Genomic DNA, 15,848 nt, shown 5'->3' with positions numbered 1-15,848 from the left:
AGACTAATGCCTCCGGCGCCGCTGAGCAGCTGATTTTTTTCCGGCGCCAGGGCCCTAAACAGGCCTTACTTGCCGTGGAAGAGGGTTTGGAAGAACGTCGTGAGCGAGCTGACCACGGTGGTCAGCGCGGCGATGACGGTGGTGAAGGCGTCGCGGACGGTCTGCGCCGCCGACACGGGGTCGCGGACCAGCAGCGAGCCGCAGACCAGCACCACGACGATCACGATCACGGTCACGGCTTTGCGGTTCATGGATCAGCCTCCGTCGGTCCGCCCGGCGCGCCGCAGGCACCCTACCTCGCGCACCCGCCCCAGCCGTCACGCGACGGGGTCATGCGTGTCGCCGCCCCGGCCGGGGGCCGGGTGCGCGGCGAGTCGAGTGGAGACCGCTCGTCGGCGCTGCGAAGCTGCAACCGTGCAGGACGAGATCACCGACGGCCGTTCGATCCGGCGCTGGCGCCGCAGGCTCGCCGACGAGCGCGAGGAGGCGCGGGTCTACCGCAGCCTGGCCGCTCGCCGCAGCGGCGAGGAGCGCGAGATCCTCCTCGGGCTCGCCGAGGCCGAGGAGCGCCACGCCCGCTACTGGGAGGAACTGCTCGGAGACGACATCGGCCCGCACCGCCGCGGCCAGTTCCACATGCGCATCCTGGTCGCCCTGGCGCGCCGCTTCGGCTCGGTGTTCGTGCTGGCCCTGGCCCAGCGCGCGGAGAGCCACTCGCCGTACCGCTACGACCAGGACGTCCCGGCCTCGATGGCCGCCGACGAGCGCATCCACGAGGAGGTGGTGCGCGCCCTGGCGGCCCGGGGCCGCGCCCGCGTGTCGGGCTCGTTCCGCGCGGCGGTCTTCGGCGCCAACGACGGCCTGGTCAGCAACCTCGCCCTCGTCCTGGGCGTCATCGGCGGCAGCCTCCCCACCGAAGCCGTCCTGCTCACCGGGTTGGCCGGCCTGCTGGCGGGTGCGCTGTCGATGGGTGCCGGCGAGTACATCTCGGTCCGCTCGCAGCGCGAGCTGCTGGCGGCTGCCGCCCCGGACCCGCGCGCCCGCGCGGTCGTCCCGGACCTCGACGTCGACGCCAACGAACTCGCCCTGGTCTACCGCGCCCGGGGCATGGACGAGGGCGAGGCCCAGCGCCGCGCCGACGCGTTGCTGCAGAAGCTCCAGCTGAAGCCCGAGGCCGCCTCCGAGACCGCCCACCCGGGTGCCGGCGAGGCGTCCGCCGACACCTCCGGCGACCACGAGGTGGTGGGCACGGGCGCGAAGGCGGCCGTGTCGAGCTTCGTGTTCTTCGCCTCCGGCGCACTCGTCCCGGTCCTGCCGTTCGCGGTGGGGCTGAGCGGGGGCCTGGCGGTCGGGATCGCGATCGTCCTGGTGGGTCTCGCGCTGATGCTCACCGGCGCCACGGTCGGCGTCCTGTCCGGAGCGGCCCCGCTGCCGCGCGCCCTGCGCCAACTCGCCATCGGCCTCGGCGCGGCGGGCGTGACCTACCTCCTCGGCCTCCTCTTCGGCGCCACGGTCGGCTGAGCTGGCGGGTCCGCGGGTCGGTGAGGGCCCGCGGACCGCCTCGATCAGCGATCCAGCCTGGACATGCCGTCCGGGTGGTAGCGCTCGCCCTCGGCCGCGCCGGGCGGGAACCGGGCGGACAGCTCCGCGACCAGGTCCGGGGTGAGGGTGACGCTCGCGGCTTCGAGGTTGGCGCGGACGCGCTCGATGCGGCGGCTGCCCGGGATCGGCACGATGTCCTCGCCCTGGGCCAGCAGCCACGCCAGCGCCAGCTGCGCCGGGGTGATGCCGAGGGACTCGGCGTGCTCGCGCAGCGGCCGGGTCAGCTCGATGTTGCGCTGCAGGCTCTCCTCCTGGAAGCGCGGGTAGCGCTTCGCCCGCACCTCCAGGTTCTCCACGTCGGAGACGCTGGAGAACGCGCCCGTGAGCACCCCGCGGCCCAGCGGCGAGTACGCCACCAGGCTCACGCCCAGCTCGCGGGTCGTCGGCAGCAGGTCGTCCTCCGGTTCGCGGGTGAACAGCGAGTACTCCTGCTGGACCGCGGTGATCGGGTGCACCGCGTGCGCGCGGCGCAGGGTCGCCGCGCTGATCTCCGAGAGCCCGACGTGGCGGATCTTGCCCTCGGCGACCAGCTCGCCCATCGCGCCCGCGGTGTCCTCGATGGGCGTGGTCTTGTCCAGCCGGTGCAGGTAGTAGAGGTCGATGTGATCGGTGCCCAGCCGCGTCAGGCTGGCCTCGACCGCCTTCCGGACGTAGTCGGGCTTGCCGCCGCCGGTCTCCTTGTTGGCGCCGAACTTGGTGGCCAGCACGACCTCGTCGCGGCGCTGGGCCAGCAGTCCGCTGATGAGCTCCTCGTTGTGGCCGTCGCCGTAGACGTCGGCGGTGTCGAGGAAGTTCACGCCGAGGTCGAGCAGCTGCTCCAGCAGCCGCGCCGACTCGGCGTCGTCGGCGTTGCCGTAGACCCCGGACAGGCCCATCGCGCCGTAGCCGATGGCGCTGACCTCGGGACCGCTGCGGCCGAGCCGGCGGCGTGGGGGAGCGTCGGACACGAGATCGACTCCTCAATTCCGAGTGCGGATGTGGTTCACCGGACAGCCTAGACCCGGTCGTGAGCAATGCTCACGATCCGGGAGTTGGGCTCAGAGCTCGAAGTCCGCGCGGCGCTCGGCGGGCACCAGGTCGAGGTAGTCGGGGTGCTTGCCGATCCAGCCGCGCACGAACGGGCAGAACGGCAGCACGGCCAGGTCCCGGCCGCGCACCTCGTCCAGCGCGGCCCGCACGAGCTTGCCCGCCAGGCCCTGGCCGCTGAAGCCGTCGTCGATCTCGGTGTGGGTGAACGAGATCTGGCCGGGCTTGAGCTTGTACTCGGCGAACCCGGCGAGGGCGCCGTCCACGCGGATCTCGAAGCGGCTCGCGTCGGGGTTGTCCTTGACGTCGGGCTCGGTGCTCACGGCGTGCTCCCGTCGATAGATGACCTTTCAACCAATATTGTGCACGCGCGTGGCCGATGGAGGAGGCTGAGGACGTGAGCAACGTCGAGAACCGACCGGACGAGCTGCGCTGCGGTGGCGTGGCCACCGCAGCGCCGGAACCAGAACTGCTGCAACCCCGGGAGGTCCCGCTCGGCGGACCTCGGGCGATGCTGGTGGGGCGGACCCTGCCCAACCGCGACCGCCGCATGGTCGGGGCCTGGTGCTTCACCGACTTCTACGGCCCGGCCGACATCACCGGCCAGGCCGGCATGCAGGTCCCGCCGCACCCGCACACCGGCCTGCAGACCGTCAGCTGGTTGCTCGACGGGCAGGTGCTGCACCGCGACAGCCTCGGCAACGTCCAGCTCATCGAACCGGGCCAGCTGAACCTGATGACCGCGGGGCACGGCATCTCGCACTCCGAGGAGTCCCCGGCCGACCACTCGGCGATCCTGCACGGCGTTCAGCTGTGGGTCGCGCTGCCCGCCGATCAGCGCGGCGTCGACCCGCACTTCGAGCACCACGACGACCTGCCGGTGATCACCACTTCAGAGGGCACCGCGACGGTGCTGATGGGCTCGCTGCTCGGCGGCACGTCCCCGGCCAAGTGCTACACGCCGCTGGTCGGCGCGGAACTGCTCATCAACCCGGGGCGGACGATGCGCATCCCGGTGGAGGCCGGGTTCGAGCACGCGGTGCTGGCGCTGTCGGACATCACCGTCAACGGGCGCGAGGTCGCCACCGGCGACATGCTCTACGTCGGCACGGGCGGCGACGACGTGACGATCGGTTCGGCCGGCGAGGGGCGGGCGATGCTGCTCGGCGGCGTGCCGTTCGAGGAGGAGATCGTCATGTGGTGGAACTTCGTCGGCCGCACCCACGACGAGGTCGCCGGAGCTCGCGCCGAGTGGGAGCGGGGGCGCGAGAAGTCCGACGGCCGCGGGCGTTTCGGCGTCGTGCACGGGTACCACTCGCCGGCGCTGCCCGCCCCGGCCCTGCCGAACGCGGCGTTGCGGGCTCGCGGGCGCACCCGCAACCCGTCCTGAACCACCGGCTCGTGGCCGGGGCGAGGCGGGCAGCGTAAAGTTGCCAAATGAAACTGTTCTAGTGAAAGGAGCACTTTTATGAGCAAGGGTCTGGAGATCCGCCTCGCGTCCCGGCCGCAGGGTCTGCCGACGATGGACAACTTCGACTTCGTCGAGGTGGAGGCTCCGCAGCCGGGCGAGGGCGAACTGCTGGTCCGCAACCTGGTCATGAGCGTCGACCCCTACATGCGGGGCCGGATGAACGAGGGCAAGTCCTACGTCCCGCCCTTCGAGCTCGGCGAGGCCCTGCAGGGCGGTGCCGTCGGTGAGGTCGTGAGCAGCAACGTCGAGGGCTACCAGACCGGCGACCTCGTGCTGCACATGTTCGGCTGGCGCGACTACGCCGTCGTGCCCGCCAAGCACGCCACCAAGGTCGACGCCGGGATCGCCTCCCCGAGCGCCTACCTCTACGTGCTCGGCATGCCCGGCATGACCGCCTACGCGGGCCTGGTCGACGTCGCCGAGCAGAAGGAGGGCGACGTCGTGTTCGTCTCCGGCGCGGCGGGCGCCGTCGGCTCGCTGGTCGGCCAGATCGCCAAGCTGCGCGGCGCCAAGAAGGTCATCGGCTCCGCCGGTTCCCCGGAGAAGGTCAAGTACCTGCTCGACGAGGTCGGCTTCGACGCCGCCTTCGACTACCACGACGGTCCGGTCCGCGAGCAGCTTGCCGAGGCCGCTCCGGAGGGCATCGACGTCTACTTCGACAACGTCGGCGGGGAGCACCTGGAAGCCGCGATCTCCGCGTTCAACGACTTCGGCCGGGCCGCCGAGTGCGGCATGATCTCGCAGTACAACAACGAGACCCCGCAGCCCGGCCCGCGAAACCTGATGATGATCGTGCAGAAGCGCCTCAAGATCCAGGGCTTCATCGTCGGCGACCACGCCCACATCAAGGACCAGTTCTTCTCCGAGGTCGGGGCCTGGCTGGCCGAGGGCAAGATCAGCTACCGGGAGACCGTCGTCGAGGGCCTGGGCAACGCCCCCGACGCCTTCCTGGGCCTGATGCGCGGCGACAACACCGGCAAGATGCTGGTCAAGATCGCCTGAGCTACCGCCCCTGGGCGGGGTGGTCGTGCAGCCACTCCGCCCAGGTGGTGCGGCCGTGCCGGTCGTTCGGGCACGTCCAGTCGGAGGCGATGCGCCGCAGGCGCTTCGGCGCCGGGACGCCGATGACGCGCGGCCGCGCCCCGCGCATCCGGCGCCACGTCGCCATCGCCTCGTCGAGCGTCAGCACCTCCGGCCCGCCGAAGTCGGCTCGGCGCCCCGCCGGTCCTTCGGCCACGCAGGTGGCCAGGTGATCGGCGAAGTCCCGGTCGTCGACCGGCTGCGTCGGCAGCGACCCCGGCAGCGGCAGGAGCGGGAACCGCGCGGCGCGACCGAACATCCGGTCCAGCAGCCAGTGGAACTGGGTCGCCCGCGCGATCGACCACGGCACGTCGGAGACGCTGACCAGCTCCTCCGCGGTGTGCTTGAGCCGCAGGTACGGCAGCGCCGGGCGGTCCACGCCGACGATCGAGACGTGCACGAAGTGCTCCACGCGCGCCGCCGCGGCGGCCTCCAGCAGCCGCGAGGTGCCGTCGACGTCGACCTCCGGCGGGCTGCGCCACAGGTCCACCGGGTGCGGGAACCCGCGCTGCGCCGCCGGTGAGGAGGTCGCGGCGTGCACCACGGTCCGGGCCCCGTCCACGAGCTCGTCCACACCGGATCCGGTCGCCAGATCCCCCGCCACCCACTGGATTTCGGGATCCGTGCCCGGGTGGCGGGTCAGCACCCGCACCCGGTGCGTCGGCTTGAGCAGCCGCACCAGCTGGCGCCCCAGGTGGCCGGTGCCACCGGTGATCGCGACCGTGTCCATGCCGGCACCTCCCGGGATCGACGATCCCACCGGTGCGCGGCTCCCGCGAGCGGCGTCAGCGCCCCAGCAGCGGGTCGGTCAGGCCCTGCACCACGTCGCCGACCAGCGGCAGCAGGACCGGCTGCGGCTCGCTCGTCTCGCTGGGCTGAGTCTCGCTGGGCTGGGTCGTTTCGCTGGGCTGGGTCGTCTGGGCGGGTTCCGAGGTCTGCGTCGGCTCGGACGTCTGCGTCGGTGCCGAGGTCTGAGCGGGCTCCGACGTGGGAGCGGGCTCGGAGGTCTGGGTCGGCTCGCCGGCTTCGCCGGTCGAGGTCGGCGCCGAACGGCGCGTGGTCTCCTCGCTCGTCGACGTGTCCGCGGCGGGTTCGGGCGCGGCCTGCGCCGGAGTGGTCGGCGCGGGCGGCGCGACCGGGGGAGGGGTCGGGCCGGGAGCGGGATCGACGAGCTGCGGCAGGTACTGCCGCGTCGGCGCTCCGGCGTGCGCGCGCACCGCGTTGGCCGGCTCGGGCATCGAGGCTTCCTCGGCGTGGGTCTGCGAGTAGTGCGCGCTGGTGGCGGCGATGACCGCCAGCACCGCCGCGGTCGTGTAACCGAGAACCGGTGCGGTGTAGCGCCACGCGGCGCCACGGCGATGACGCCCGCGCCCGGCCCGTGCCAACGACGACCTGCCCACTGCAACTCACCCCACTGTCGAATGATCCATTCCGACCACAGACCTTCACCCGAACGTGTGAAGGCGGGTCGAACCCTACGTCACCGCGGGGGACTCTCGCCAGCACCCCGAAAGCCGGGGGAGGGGCGTCCGTTCCGAGCGCGGTCGGGGAGGTGTTCGGGCCGCTAGGTTGATCGGCGAGTGCGAACGAGAGGTGAGACGTGAAGCTGCTCGACGACGCCCGTGACGTGCTGCCCGCCGATCACGACGCGGCCACGCTGGTCGGCCGCCTGCACGACCCGGACGAGGGCGGCCCGGCCGTGGTCGCCGTGCGCGGCGACGAGGTGGTCGACCTCAGCGGCACCGCCCCGACCCTGACCGACCTGCTCGAACACCCCGAGCCCGTCGAGCTCGCCCGCACCGCCGCCCCGCGCAAGAGCTGGCCGCTGCGGGCCGTGCTGGCCGCGACGCTCGACGGAGGTCCGGGGCCGAGACTGCTCGCGCCCGCGGACCTGCAGGTCCTCAAGGCGGCCGGCGTCACCTTCGTCAAGAGCATGCTCGAACGCGTCATCGAGGAGCGCGCCGCCGGTGACGTGACCCGCTCGGCGGAGATCCGCCGGCAGGTCGAGACCGCCATCGGCGGTGCCCTCGCGGCCGTGCGCCCCGGCTCGGACGAGGCCCGCGCGGTCAAGGACGTGCTGGTGCGCGACGGGCTGTGGTCGCAGTACCTGGAGGTCGGGCTCGGCCCCGACCCGGAGATCTTCACCAAGGCGCCGCTGCTGTCGGCGGTGGGCGCGGGCGCGGAGATCGGCATCGCCGAGGGCTCGGACTGGAACAACCCCGAACCCGAGGTCGCCCTGGCCGTGCGCTCCGACGGCCGGATCGTGGCCGCCGCGCTCGGCAACGACGTCAACCTGCGCGACGTCGAAGGGCGGAGCGCCCTGCTGCTGCCCAAGGCCAAGGACAACAACGCCTCGGCCTCGCTGGGCCCGTTCCTGCGGCTGTTCGACGACGGGTTCGGCCTCGACGACGTCCGCGACCTCGACGTGCGCCTGGAGGTCCGGGGGCGGGACGGCTTCGTCCTCGACGGGCTGAGCTCGATGCGCGAGATCAGCCGGGATCCCGAGGAGCTGGCCGCGGCCGCGCTCGGCGCGCACCACCAGTACCCGGACGGGCTGATCCTCTACACCGGAACCCTGTTCGCTCCCACCGAGGACCGCGGCGCGCCCGGCAAGGGCTTCACCCACCACGTCGGTGACGTCGTGCGGATCTCCACGCCGAAGCTCGGCACGCTCGCCAACCGGGTCAACCGCAGCGAGCAGTGCCCGCGGTGGACCTTCGGCGTGCGCTCCCTGCTCGCCAACCTCGTCCACCGCGGGCTGCTCCAGACCCCCTCGGTGTGACGTGACCGCCTCGCCCCCGAGGCGGTCACGCGCTCAGTCGCCCAGACGGGCGCTCCGCTTCACCTGCGCCGCGATCTCCTTGAGACCGCGCCGGGTGCTCATCGACCCGGTGCCCTCCAGCGCGTCGGTGAACATGACGAACCCCAGAACCAGAACCAACAGCATTGCCACGACGACGACGAACACTTTGTCCTCCCCTATCTGCCTGCGGTATCGAGCTCCCGCAATCCCTCGTTACTAGGGGGACGCGCATCACCCGCGAGCGTGGCGCGACTTCACCCGAATGTGTCTCACATCACCTCCGGTGGTCGCGTCATGTCGCCGGGAAACCGGTGCATAGGATCTGCCGCAGCGGCCGAACGGACCGCCGAGCAGCCCCGCGACGAGGACTAACCTGGAGCCATGGCGACCACCCCGCCCGCGCCGAGGACGCGACCCAATCCGGCGCAATGGGTCTGGTACGCCTTCGGAGGCAAGCTGCCGGACCGGTGCGCCGAGTGGGTGCTGCACGACGTCACCTGCCGCACGTGGGTGCTGCGCCACATCGCCCGCGCGCTGACCCAGCTCGCCCCGTTCTGCGCCGTGCTCATGCTGGTGCCCGGTCCGCTGTCGATCCGGCTGAGCTCGCTGACCCTCGGCGTGCTGGTCGGGCTGTTCTACTCGCTGTGCTACATGGGCGAGACCGGCGAGCACCGCGCCATCAAGCACGGGTTCCCGCCGGGCGTCGCCCGGGACACCCGCGCCATGCGCCGCGACCTCGACCGCGCCAACAAGCACGGCGTCGGCTACCGACCCTGGTGGGAGTGAGCCCGACACACCGGCGCGTGATCCGGCCGGGCGAATTCCGGAAACCGGCCCCGAACCCGTCGTCCCACGCAGCGGCCCCGCACGCCCGCCGTCGATCACCGTGCGTGTCCGGTCGGTGATTGCGGGTGTTCACCGGCGGGCCTACGTTCGTTCCCACCCGCTGAGATCCGGCGGGAGTCCGAGCGAGCAAGGGGTTCCGCCGATGCCCGACATCGTTCGCGCAGCGCTGGTGCAGGCCAAGTGGACCGGGGACACCGGCAGCATGGTCGACGCGCACGAGCAGCACGCCCGAGCCGCCGCCGCGCGGGGCGCGCGCATCATCGGGTTCCAGGAGGTGTTCAACGCGCCCTACTTCTGCCAGGTCCAGGAGGACCAGCACCACCGGTGGGCCGAAGCGGTGCCGGACGGCCCGACGGTGCAGCGCATGTGCGCGCTGGCCCGGGAGCTGTCGATGGTCATCGTCGTGCCGGTCTTCGAGATCGACGGCCCGGGCTTCCACTACAACACCGCCGCCGTGATCGACGCCGACGGCAGCTACCTCGGCAAGTACCGCAAGCACCACCTGCCGCACCTGCCCGGCTTCTGGGAGAAGTACTACTTCCGCCCCGGCAACCTCGGCTGGCCCGTCTTCGACACCGCCGCGGGCCGCGTCGGCGTCTACATCTGCTACGACCGGCACTTCCCGGAGGGCTGGCGCGCGCTCGGCCTCGCCGGTGCGCAGATCGTGTACAACCCCTCGGCCACCAGCCGCGGCCTGTCGTCCTACCTGTGGAAGCTCGAACAACCGGCCGCCGCGGTCGCCAACGAGTACTTCATCGCCGCCATCAACCGCGTCGGCGTCGAGGAGTACGGCGACAACGACTTCTACGGCACCAGCTACTTCGTCGACCCCTACGGGCGGTTCGTGGGCGAACCCGCGAGCGACACCGACGAGGAACTGCTGGTCCGCGACCTCGACCTGGGGATCATCGACGAGGTCCGCCGCACGTGGGCCTTCTACCGCGACCGCCGCCCGGACGCCTACGAGCCGCTGACCCGGCCCTGAAGGAGACCGCGATGAGCAGAACCATCATCCGCGGCGGCCTGGTGATCACCGCGACCGAGGAGACCGAGGCCGACGTCCTCATCGAGGACGACAAGATCGTCGCCATCGCCACCCCCGCGCTGGCCCGGGAGTGGACCGCCGACACCGTCCTCGACGCCACCGGCCGCTACGTCATCCCCGGCGGGGTCGACGCCCACACCCACATGGAGATGCCCTTCGGCGGCACCTACGCCTCGGACACCTTCGAGACCGGCACCCGCGCCGCGGCCTGGGGCGGCACGACCACCATCATCGACTTCGCCATCCAGCCCGTCGGTCGCACGCTGCGCGAGGGCGTCGAGACCTGGCACGCCAAGGCCGACGACCGCTGCGCCATCGACTACGGCTTCCACGGCATCCTCTCCGACGTCGGCGACGGCCTGCTCAAGGAGATGGACGCGCTGGTGGGGGAGGGGATCACCAGCTTCAAGATGTTCATGGCCTACCCCGGCGTGTTCTACAGCGACGACGGGCAGATCCTGCGGGCCATGCAGCGGGCCGCCGACAACGGCGCGCTGATCATGATGCACGCCGAGAACGGCATCGCCATCGACGTCCTGGTCCGCCAGGCGCTCGACGCCGGGCTGACCGACCCGAAGCACCACGGCCGCGTCCGCCACCCGCTGCTGGAAGCCGAAGCCACCCACCGCGCCATCCAGCTGTCCAAAGTGGCCGGATCACCGCTGTACGTCGTGCACGTCTCGGCCACCGAGTCGGTCGCCGAGATCACCCGCGCCCGCCACGAGGGCCACAACGTCTTCGGCGAGACCTGCCCCCAGTACCTGTTCCTGACCGTCGACGAGCTCGACGCACCGGGATTCGACGGAGCCAAGTACGTCTGCTCGACCCCGCTGCGCCCCGTCGAGCACCAGGCGGCGCTGTGGCGGGCGCTGCGCACCGGCGACCTCTCGGTGGTCTCCACCGATCACTGCCCGTTCTGCTTCGCGGGCCAGAAGGACCTCGGGCGCGACGACTTCTCCAAGATCCCCAACGGGATGCCCGGCGTGGAGAACCGCCTGGACCTGCTCCACGACGCCGTGGTCGCCGGCCGCATCACCCGCCGCCGCTGGGTGGAACTGGCGTGCACCGCTCCGGCGCGGATGTTCGGGCTGCACCCGCGCAAGGGCACCATCGCGCCCGGCTCCGACGCCGACGTGGTGCTCTACGACCCCGACGCCGAGCAGGTGCTCTCGGCCGAGACCCACCACATGAACGTCGACTACAACGCCTACGAGGGCAGACGCGTGATCGGCCGGGCCCGCACCGTCCTTTCCCGCGGCGAGGTGATCGTCGACGACGGCGAGTACCGCGGACGACCGGGACGCGGACGGTTCCTGCACCGCGACGCCTGCGGCTACCTGACCTGAGGAGGCGGAGATGGACTTCGGAGTGGTCCTGCAGACCGACCCGCCCGCCTCCTTGGTGGTCGAGCGGATGCGGCAGGCCGAAGCGCTGGGCTTCACCCACGGCTGGACCTTCGACTCCTGCGTGCTGTGGCAGGAACCGTTCGTCATCTACAGCCAGGTCCTCGCCGCCACGGAGCGGCTGCGCGTCGGCCCGATGGTGACCAACCCCAGCACCCGGGACTGGACGGTCACGGCCTCGCTGTTCGCCACCCTCAACGACATGTTCGGCCCGCGCACCGTCTGCGGCATCGGCCGCGGTGACTCGGCCGTGCGCGTCACCGGCGGCACTCCCGCCACGCTGGCGCGGCTCGGCGAGGCGATGGCGGTGATCAAGGATCTCGTCGAGGGCCGCGAGGCGAGCCCGAACGGCACGCCCGTGCGCCTGCCCTGGGTCCGCGACGGGCGGTTGCCGGTGTGGATGGGCGCCTACGGCCCGAAGGCCCTGGAACTGGCCGGACGCCAGGCCGACGGGTTCATCCTGCAGCTCGCCGACCCGTACCTGACCCGCTGGATGGTCGAGCACGTCCGCGACGCCGCGCGGCGGGCCGGACGCGATCCCGCCGAGGTGACCGTGTGCGTGGCGGCCCCGGCCTACGTCGGCGACGACCTCGCGCACGCGCGCGAGCAGTGCCGCTGGTTCGGCGGCATGGTCGGCAACCACGTCGCCGACCTCGTCGCCCGCTACGGCGACACCGGTGGTGCCGTGCCTGCCGCGCTCACCGACTACATCAAGGACCGGCACGGCTACGACTACTCGCACCACGGTCGCGCCGGCAACGCCAGCGCGGAGTTCGTGCCCGACGAGATCGTGGACCGGTTCTGCCTGCTCGGCGAGCCCGCCGCGCACCTGGAACGGCTCGCCGAACTCCGCGAGATCGGGGTCGACCAGTTCGCGATCTACGCGATGCACGACGCCGTCGACGGCACCCTCGGGGCCTACGGCGAGAAGATCATCCCGGCGCTGCGCTGATCAATTCCGCGTGAATTCCCGGCCTGAGGTGCCGATCACAAGGGCGGTGGTTTGTAGAGTTCCGCCTCGATTCGGGGTTCCCGCGCTGCGGGCGGAACAGGAAGGTGCGCCATGCGGCAGGGATTGGGCGCCAGGCTCGGCATCGGGTGGAGACTGCACGGCGACGGCGGCACGCCGCGCCCCGGGGAGGCCGTCGCTCCCGACGAGCGCCTCTCCTGGGGGCGCACCATCGGGCTCGGCGCCCAGCACGTGGTGGCGATGTTCGGCGCCACCTTCGTCTTCCCCGTCCTGATGGGGCTCGACCCGAACCTGGCGATCCTGGTCTCGGGCGTGGCCACGATCCTGTTCCTGCTCATCGTGCAGGGCAAGATCCCCAGCTACCTCGGCTCCAGCGCCTCGTTCGTGGGCGCGGTGACCGTCATCCGGGCCGGAGGCGGCGACAGCTCCGCGGTGACCGGCGCGATCCTGATCTGCGCGCTGGTGCTCGGGGCGGTCGGGGTGATCGTGCACTTCGTCGGTGCCGGGGCGGTGCACCGGATCCTGCCGCCCGCGGTCTCCGGTGCCGTGGTGATGCTGATCGGCTTCAACCTCGCGCCCGTGGTCGCCGAGACGTACTGGCCGCAGGACCAGTGGATCGCGCTGATCACGATGGTGATCGTGCTCGCGGCCACCGTCCTGCTGCGCGGGTTCTGGGGGCGCATCGCGGTGTTCCTGGGCCTGGCCTCGGGCTACGCGCTGTCCTGGGTGTTCGACGTGGTCTTCGGCCCGATCACCGCGCCGGACGCCGACGGCAACGTCGGCACCCACCTGCGGCTGGACCTCAGCGGCGTCGGCGACGCGCCCTGGTTCGGGCTGCCGCAGCTGCACGGGCCGTCGTTCGACCTGGCCGCGATCGTCGTCGTGCTGCCGGCCGTGATCGCGCTGATCGCCGAGAACACCGGTCACGTCAAGGCCGTCGAGCAGATGACCGGGGCGCGGCTGGACGGCAGCCTGGGCCGGGCGATCTTCGCCGACGGGTTCGCCAGCGCCCTGTCCAGCGCCGTCGGGGGACCGCCGACCACCACCTACGCGGAGAACATCGGCGTCATGGCCGCCACCCGCGTCTACTCGACCGCCGCCTACTGGGTGGCGGCGATCGTGGCCATCGCCTTCGGCCTGTGCCCGAAGTTCGGCGCGATCATCGCCGCGACGCCGGGCGGTGTGCTCGGCGGCATCACCGTCGTGCTCTACGGGATGATCGGCCTGCTCGGCGCCAAGATCTGGGTGGAGAACCGGGTCGACTTCGCCGACCCGGTCAACCTGCTGCCGCTGGCGGCCGGACTGGTCGCCGGCATCGGCGGGGTGTCGCTGCAGATCACCCCGTCGTTCGAGTTCAGCGGCATCGCCCTGGGCACGCTGGTCACGCTCATCGGCTACCACCTGCTGCGCGCGACCACTGCGCGTCGGGCTTAGAAGTCGATCTCCGGCGTGCGGATGACGACCTCGTCGGCCTCGATCGGCCTGCCCGGCAGCGGGCGGCTGTTCTCGGCGCGCAGGCCGTCGAGCAGCACCGCGATGTAGCGGGCGGGGGCGAGGCTGCGCAGCTCTTCGGGCAGCGCCTGCATGCCCTGCAGCGCGAGGCCGCTGAGCACGGCGATGTCACCGGTGCTGATGTCGTCGCGCAGCTTCCCGTCGGCCTGGGCGCGCCGGACGAGGTCGCCGACCAGCTGCAGGAACTGCTTGTTGACGGCCTCGGTGTTGGGGTCGGCGTTGATGAGCGCCCGGGCCCGGGAGGACAGGACCGTCAGCCGGACCACGGTGCGCAGCGCGAGGCCGCGGTGCATGATCTGGCTCAACGCGGTCCACGCGTCGGGCTCCTGCTCTATGGTGGCTCGGGTGTCCTCCAGGACGGTGGCGAAGGCGTCCTGGGCGACGGCCCGGATCAGGGAATCGCGGTCGGGGAACCGACGGTAGAGGGTGCCCACGCCCACCCCGGCGGAGCGGGCGACCTCCTCCATCGGCACCTCCGTACCGCGTTCGGTGAACACGGCCTGAGCAGCGCTGATGATCCGGTCCCGGTTGCGGCGCGCGTCCGCGCGCAGTCGCGGCGTCGTGTCGGTGGTGGTCATGATCCTCGATTCGGCCCTGGTGTGCTTGCGGCGGATTGTCGCACGACCGGTACTCCGTTAAGGGGATGAGCGGCATCCATTTCCCCCTGCGTCGCACACGCTTTCGTCACCTGCATCTATCCCCCGGAGGGGTGACGGAGAGGGTCTCACACGAATCGACTGTTCGGGTGTCGCGCACATTACATCCGCCCGGTTTGGGTGTTCGGGAACCGCGGCCCTAGGATTGGTTTGTACCGGGTTATCACCCAAACCTTCTTCCGATCGACCTGCCTTCGGGCGGGGGTGTGCGTGCGCGCGTTCGGAAGGCGGGGAGGACAGTGGAGAGGAGGCAAGAAGTGGCAACGGTGTGGGTGGCCCTCGCGGCCGAGGCGATCGTTCTCCTGGCTGCGGCCGGAGCGCTGACCAGCTGGGTTCGTCGTCCCAGCGAGGTTTCGGGTCAAGTCGTCGAGCCCGCCGGGCAGACCGCCTGAGGTAAGCGCGCGCACGGGCTTGCTCCCGCTGGGACAAGCCCGTGAAGCTTCTTCAATCGTTCTCGGAACGCATTTCGTTACACCTTTTCCGGCGCCGTCTTCGCGCCCATTCCGCTACCGGCCGGTTTCGTTTCGGCGAATTGCGGGAAACCCGATCTCGACTTCTCGATCTCCTCGCGCCGCGTGGTGTGGGGCACTGCTGTGCGCCCGGTCGCACATCGCCCGATAGGCTGGTGCGCACCAACGACCGGCCGCACCGATCGGGAAGGCATCCGTGACCTCATCGCACACGCCCAGCAGCCCGCAGACCTCGACGACGCCCGCTGCGCAGGCGCCGGGGAGCGGCCGCGGCGGGGGATCGGTGCTGCAGAACTACCGGACCTTCCTGCAGCGCGCGGCGAGCAAGCCCGGCCAGGTCGGTGCGGTGGCGCCCAGTTCGCCGCACCTGGCTCGCGAGATCGCCTCGGTGGTGCCGCGCACCGGTGAGCCGGTGGTCGTGGAGCTCGGCCCGGGCACGGGCGCGTTGAGCTCGGCCATCGCCGACCGGCTGCCCGCTGGTGGCCGCCAGCTGGCCATCGAGCTGGACGCGGGCATGATCGAGCACCTCGAGCGGGAACTGCCGTGGCTGGAGGTCATCCAGGGCGACGCCTCGCACCTGGGCGCTCTGCTGGCGGATGCGGGCATCGATCGGGTGGACGCGGTCGTCAGCGGCCTGCCGTGGTCGATCTTCCCGGCCAAGCTGCAGCACGACATCCTGCAGCAGGTCGGCTCGGTGCTCACCCCGGGCGGCGCGTTCACCACGTTCGCCTACCTGCACGCCCTGGGCATGAACGGCGCCCGCCAGTTCCGCCGTCGTCTCGACGTCAGCTTCGACGAAGTCCTGACCACCCGAACGATCTGGCGCAACGTCCCCCCGGCCAGGACCTACGTCTGCAGGCGCCCGAACCTCCCGGCCTGAAAACCGTCAGGCAACCGGCGAAGCCGGTTTCTCCATACCCCCACCTGAGCAACCGGCACCGCCGCTCAGGTTCCGCTTCCGGCA

At 71.5% G+C, this 15,848-nt stretch carries 18 protein-coding genes; 11 read left to right on the top strand and 7 right to left on the bottom strand.

The window, feature by feature from the left end:
* Positions 1 to 65: 65 nt before the first annotated feature.
* Complete coding sequence (locus tag REH65_RS02175; RefSeq protein WP_406691023.1) at positions 66 to 251, bottom strand: hypothetical protein; 186 nt, start codon at positions 249 to 251, stop codon at positions 66 to 68.
* Positions 252 to 414: 163 nt separating this feature from the next.
* On the opposite strand from REH65_RS02175, the gene REH65_RS02170 reads away from it, so the two are divergent.
* Entirely contained in the window at positions 415 to 1,521 is a 1,107-nt protein-coding gene (locus REH65_RS02170) for a VIT1/CCC1 family protein (protein ID WP_406691022.1), read from the top strand.
* 44 nt (positions 1,522 to 1,565) lie between these two features.
* Here REH65_RS02170 and REH65_RS02165 read toward each other — a convergent pair whose 3' ends face one another.
* Together REH65_RS02165 and REH65_RS02160 are read right to left on the bottom strand one after the other, a co-directional pair.
* Positions 1,566 to 2,549: an aldo/keto reductase gene (locus REH65_RS02165; protein ID WP_406691021.1), complete on the bottom strand. Its 984-nt coding sequence runs from the start codon at positions 2,547 to 2,549 to the stop codon at positions 1,566 to 1,568.
* A 90-nt stretch (positions 2,550 to 2,639) separates the two neighbouring features.
* Positions 2,640 to 2,951, bottom strand: a complete 312-nt coding sequence (locus REH65_RS02160; protein WP_281454397.1) for a GNAT family N-acetyltransferase — start codon at positions 2,949 to 2,951, stop codon at positions 2,640 to 2,642.
* A gap of 74 nt (positions 2,952 to 3,025) precedes the next feature.
* Here REH65_RS02160 and REH65_RS02155 point away from each other — a divergent pair, with 74 nt between their 5' ends.
* Together REH65_RS02155 and REH65_RS02150 are read left to right on the top strand one after the other, a co-directional pair.
* Positions 3,026 to 4,018 carry a pirin family protein gene (locus tag REH65_RS02155; protein WP_406691020.1) on the top strand — a complete coding sequence of 331 codons (993 nt, stop codon included), beginning with the start codon at positions 3,026 to 3,028 and terminating at the stop codon, positions 4,016 to 4,018.
* Between the two features lie 78 nt (positions 4,019 to 4,096).
* Positions 4,097 to 5,101 carry an NADP-dependent oxidoreductase gene (locus REH65_RS02150; protein ID WP_281454395.1) on the top strand — a complete coding sequence of 335 codons (1,005 nt, stop codon included), beginning with the start codon at positions 4,097 to 4,099 and terminating at the stop codon, positions 5,099 to 5,101.
* 1 nt (position 5,102) lies between these two features.
* On the opposite strand, the gene REH65_RS02145 is transcribed toward REH65_RS02150, so the two are convergent.
* Positions 5,103 to 5,909, bottom strand: a complete 807-nt coding sequence (locus tag REH65_RS02145; protein WP_406691019.1) for an SDR family oxidoreductase — start codon at positions 5,907 to 5,909, stop codon at positions 5,103 to 5,105.
* A 55-nt stretch (positions 5,910 to 5,964) separates the two neighbouring features.
* Positions 5,965 to 6,579 carry a hypothetical protein gene (locus REH65_RS02140; protein WP_406691018.1) on the bottom strand — a complete coding sequence of 205 codons (615 nt, stop codon included), beginning with the start codon at positions 6,577 to 6,579 and terminating at the stop codon, positions 5,965 to 5,967.
* A gap of 200 nt (positions 6,580 to 6,779) precedes the next feature.
* Here REH65_RS02140 and REH65_RS02135 point away from each other — a divergent pair, with 200 nt between their 5' ends.
* Positions 6,780 to 7,961 carry a fumarylacetoacetate hydrolase family protein gene (locus REH65_RS02135; protein ID WP_406691017.1) on the top strand — a complete coding sequence of 394 codons (1,182 nt, stop codon included), beginning with the start codon at positions 6,780 to 6,782 and terminating at the stop codon, positions 7,959 to 7,961.
* A 33-nt stretch (positions 7,962 to 7,994) separates the two neighbouring features.
* On the opposite strand, the gene REH65_RS02130 is transcribed toward REH65_RS02135, so the two are convergent.
* Positions 7,995 to 8,147 (bottom strand): hypothetical protein, encoded by a 153-nt coding sequence (locus REH65_RS02130; protein ID WP_406691016.1) that lies wholly within the window; start codon positions 8,145 to 8,147, stop codon positions 7,995 to 7,997.
* Between the two features lie 216 nt (positions 8,148 to 8,363).
* Here REH65_RS02130 and REH65_RS02125 point away from each other — a divergent pair, with 216 nt between their 5' ends.
* The 5 genes from REH65_RS02125 to REH65_RS02105 all read left to right on the top strand — a co-directional run bounded on the left by REH65_RS02125 (position 8,364) and on the right by REH65_RS02105 (position 13,680).
* Positions 8,364 to 8,768, top strand: a complete 405-nt coding sequence (locus REH65_RS02125; protein WP_281454390.1) for a DUF5313 family protein — start codon at positions 8,364 to 8,366, stop codon at positions 8,766 to 8,768.
* A 202-nt stretch (positions 8,769 to 8,970) separates the two neighbouring features.
* On the top strand, positions 8,971 to 9,813 hold the full coding sequence (locus tag REH65_RS02120; RefSeq protein ID WP_406691015.1) for a nitrilase-related carbon-nitrogen hydrolase: 843 nt from the start codon (positions 8,971 to 8,973) through the stop codon (positions 9,811 to 9,813).
* Positions 9,814 to 9,824: 11 nt separating this feature from the next.
* The gene (hydA, locus tag REH65_RS02115; protein ID WP_406691014.1) at positions 9,825 to 11,219 is read left to right on the top strand and encodes a dihydropyrimidinase; all 1,395 of its coding nucleotides are present in this window, start codon (positions 9,825 to 9,827) and stop codon (positions 11,217 to 11,219) included.
* A gap of 10 nt (positions 11,220 to 11,229) precedes the next feature.
* The gene (locus REH65_RS02110) at positions 11,230 to 12,228 is read left to right on the top strand and encodes a TIGR03842 family LLM class F420-dependent oxidoreductase (protein WP_406691013.1); all 999 of its coding nucleotides are present in this window, start codon (positions 11,230 to 11,232) and stop codon (positions 12,226 to 12,228) included.
* 111 nt (positions 12,229 to 12,339) lie between these two features.
* Complete coding sequence (locus tag REH65_RS02105) at positions 12,340 to 13,680, top strand: uracil-xanthine permease family protein (protein ID WP_406691012.1); 1,341 nt, start codon at positions 12,340 to 12,342, stop codon at positions 13,678 to 13,680.
* On the opposite strand, the gene REH65_RS02100 is transcribed toward REH65_RS02105, so the two are convergent.
* Positions 13,677 to 14,336 carry a TetR/AcrR family transcriptional regulator gene (locus tag REH65_RS02100; protein ID WP_406691011.1) on the bottom strand — a complete coding sequence of 220 codons (660 nt, stop codon included), beginning with the start codon at positions 14,334 to 14,336 and terminating at the stop codon, positions 13,677 to 13,679. The genes REH65_RS02105 and REH65_RS02100 overlap by 4 nt on opposite strands.
* Positions 14,337 to 14,671: 335 nt before the next feature.
* Here REH65_RS02100 and REH65_RS02095 point away from each other — a divergent pair, with 335 nt between their 5' ends.
* Together REH65_RS02095 and REH65_RS02090 are read left to right on the top strand one after the other, a co-directional pair.
* Positions 14,672 to 14,806 carry a hypothetical protein gene (locus REH65_RS02095; protein WP_281454384.1) on the top strand — a complete coding sequence of 45 codons (135 nt, stop codon included), beginning with the start codon at positions 14,672 to 14,674 and terminating at the stop codon, positions 14,804 to 14,806.
* 361 nt (positions 14,807 to 15,167) lie between these two features.
* Entirely contained in the window at positions 15,168 to 15,764 is a 597-nt protein-coding gene (locus REH65_RS02090) for a class I SAM-dependent methyltransferase (protein WP_406693063.1), read from the top strand.
* Positions 15,765 to 15,848: the final 84 nt, after the last annotated feature.

This window comes from Saccharopolyspora sp. ID03-671 (assembly GCF_045278815.1).
Classification (GTDB): Bacteria; Actinomycetota; Actinomycetes; order Mycobacteriales; family Pseudonocardiaceae; genus Saccharopolyspora; species Saccharopolyspora ipomoeae.
Note: the sequence above shows the minus strand (reverse complement) of the source record. Positions and strands in the feature narration are given on the sequence as shown.

Bases quoted from the DNA above. Each gene is read 5' to 3' on its own strand.
- REH65_RS02175 (WP_406691023.1), bottom strand. From the start codon at position 251: ATGAACCGCAAAGCCGTGACCGTGATCGTGATCGTCGTGGTGCTGGTC.
- REH65_RS02150 (WP_281454395.1), top strand. From the start codon at position 4,097: ATGAGCAAGGGTCTGGAGATCCGCCTCGCGTCCCGGCCGCAGGGTCTG.
- REH65_RS02105 (WP_406691012.1), top strand. From the start codon at position 12,340: ATGCGGCAGGGATTGGGCGCCAGGCTCGGCATCGGGTGGAGACTGCAC.
- REH65_RS02145 (WP_406691019.1), bottom strand. From the start codon at position 5,909: ATGGACACGGTCGCGATCACCGGTGGCACCGGCCACCTGGGGCGCCAG.
- REH65_RS02110 (WP_406691013.1), top strand. From the start codon at position 11,230: ATGGACTTCGGAGTGGTCCTGCAGACCGACCCGCCCGCCTCCTTGGTG.
- REH65_RS02100 (WP_406691011.1), bottom strand. From the start codon at position 14,336: ATGACCACCACCGACACGACGCCGCGACTGCGCGCGGACGCGCGCCGC.
- REH65_RS02125 (WP_281454390.1), top strand. From the start codon at position 8,364: ATGGCGACCACCCCGCCCGCGCCGAGGACGCGACCCAATCCGGCGCAA.
- hydA (WP_406691014.1), top strand. From the start codon at position 9,825: ATGAGCAGAACCATCATCCGCGGCGGCCTGGTGATCACCGCGACCGAG.
- REH65_RS02120 (WP_406691015.1), top strand. From the start codon at position 8,971: ATGCCCGACATCGTTCGCGCAGCGCTGGTGCAGGCCAAGTGGACCGGG.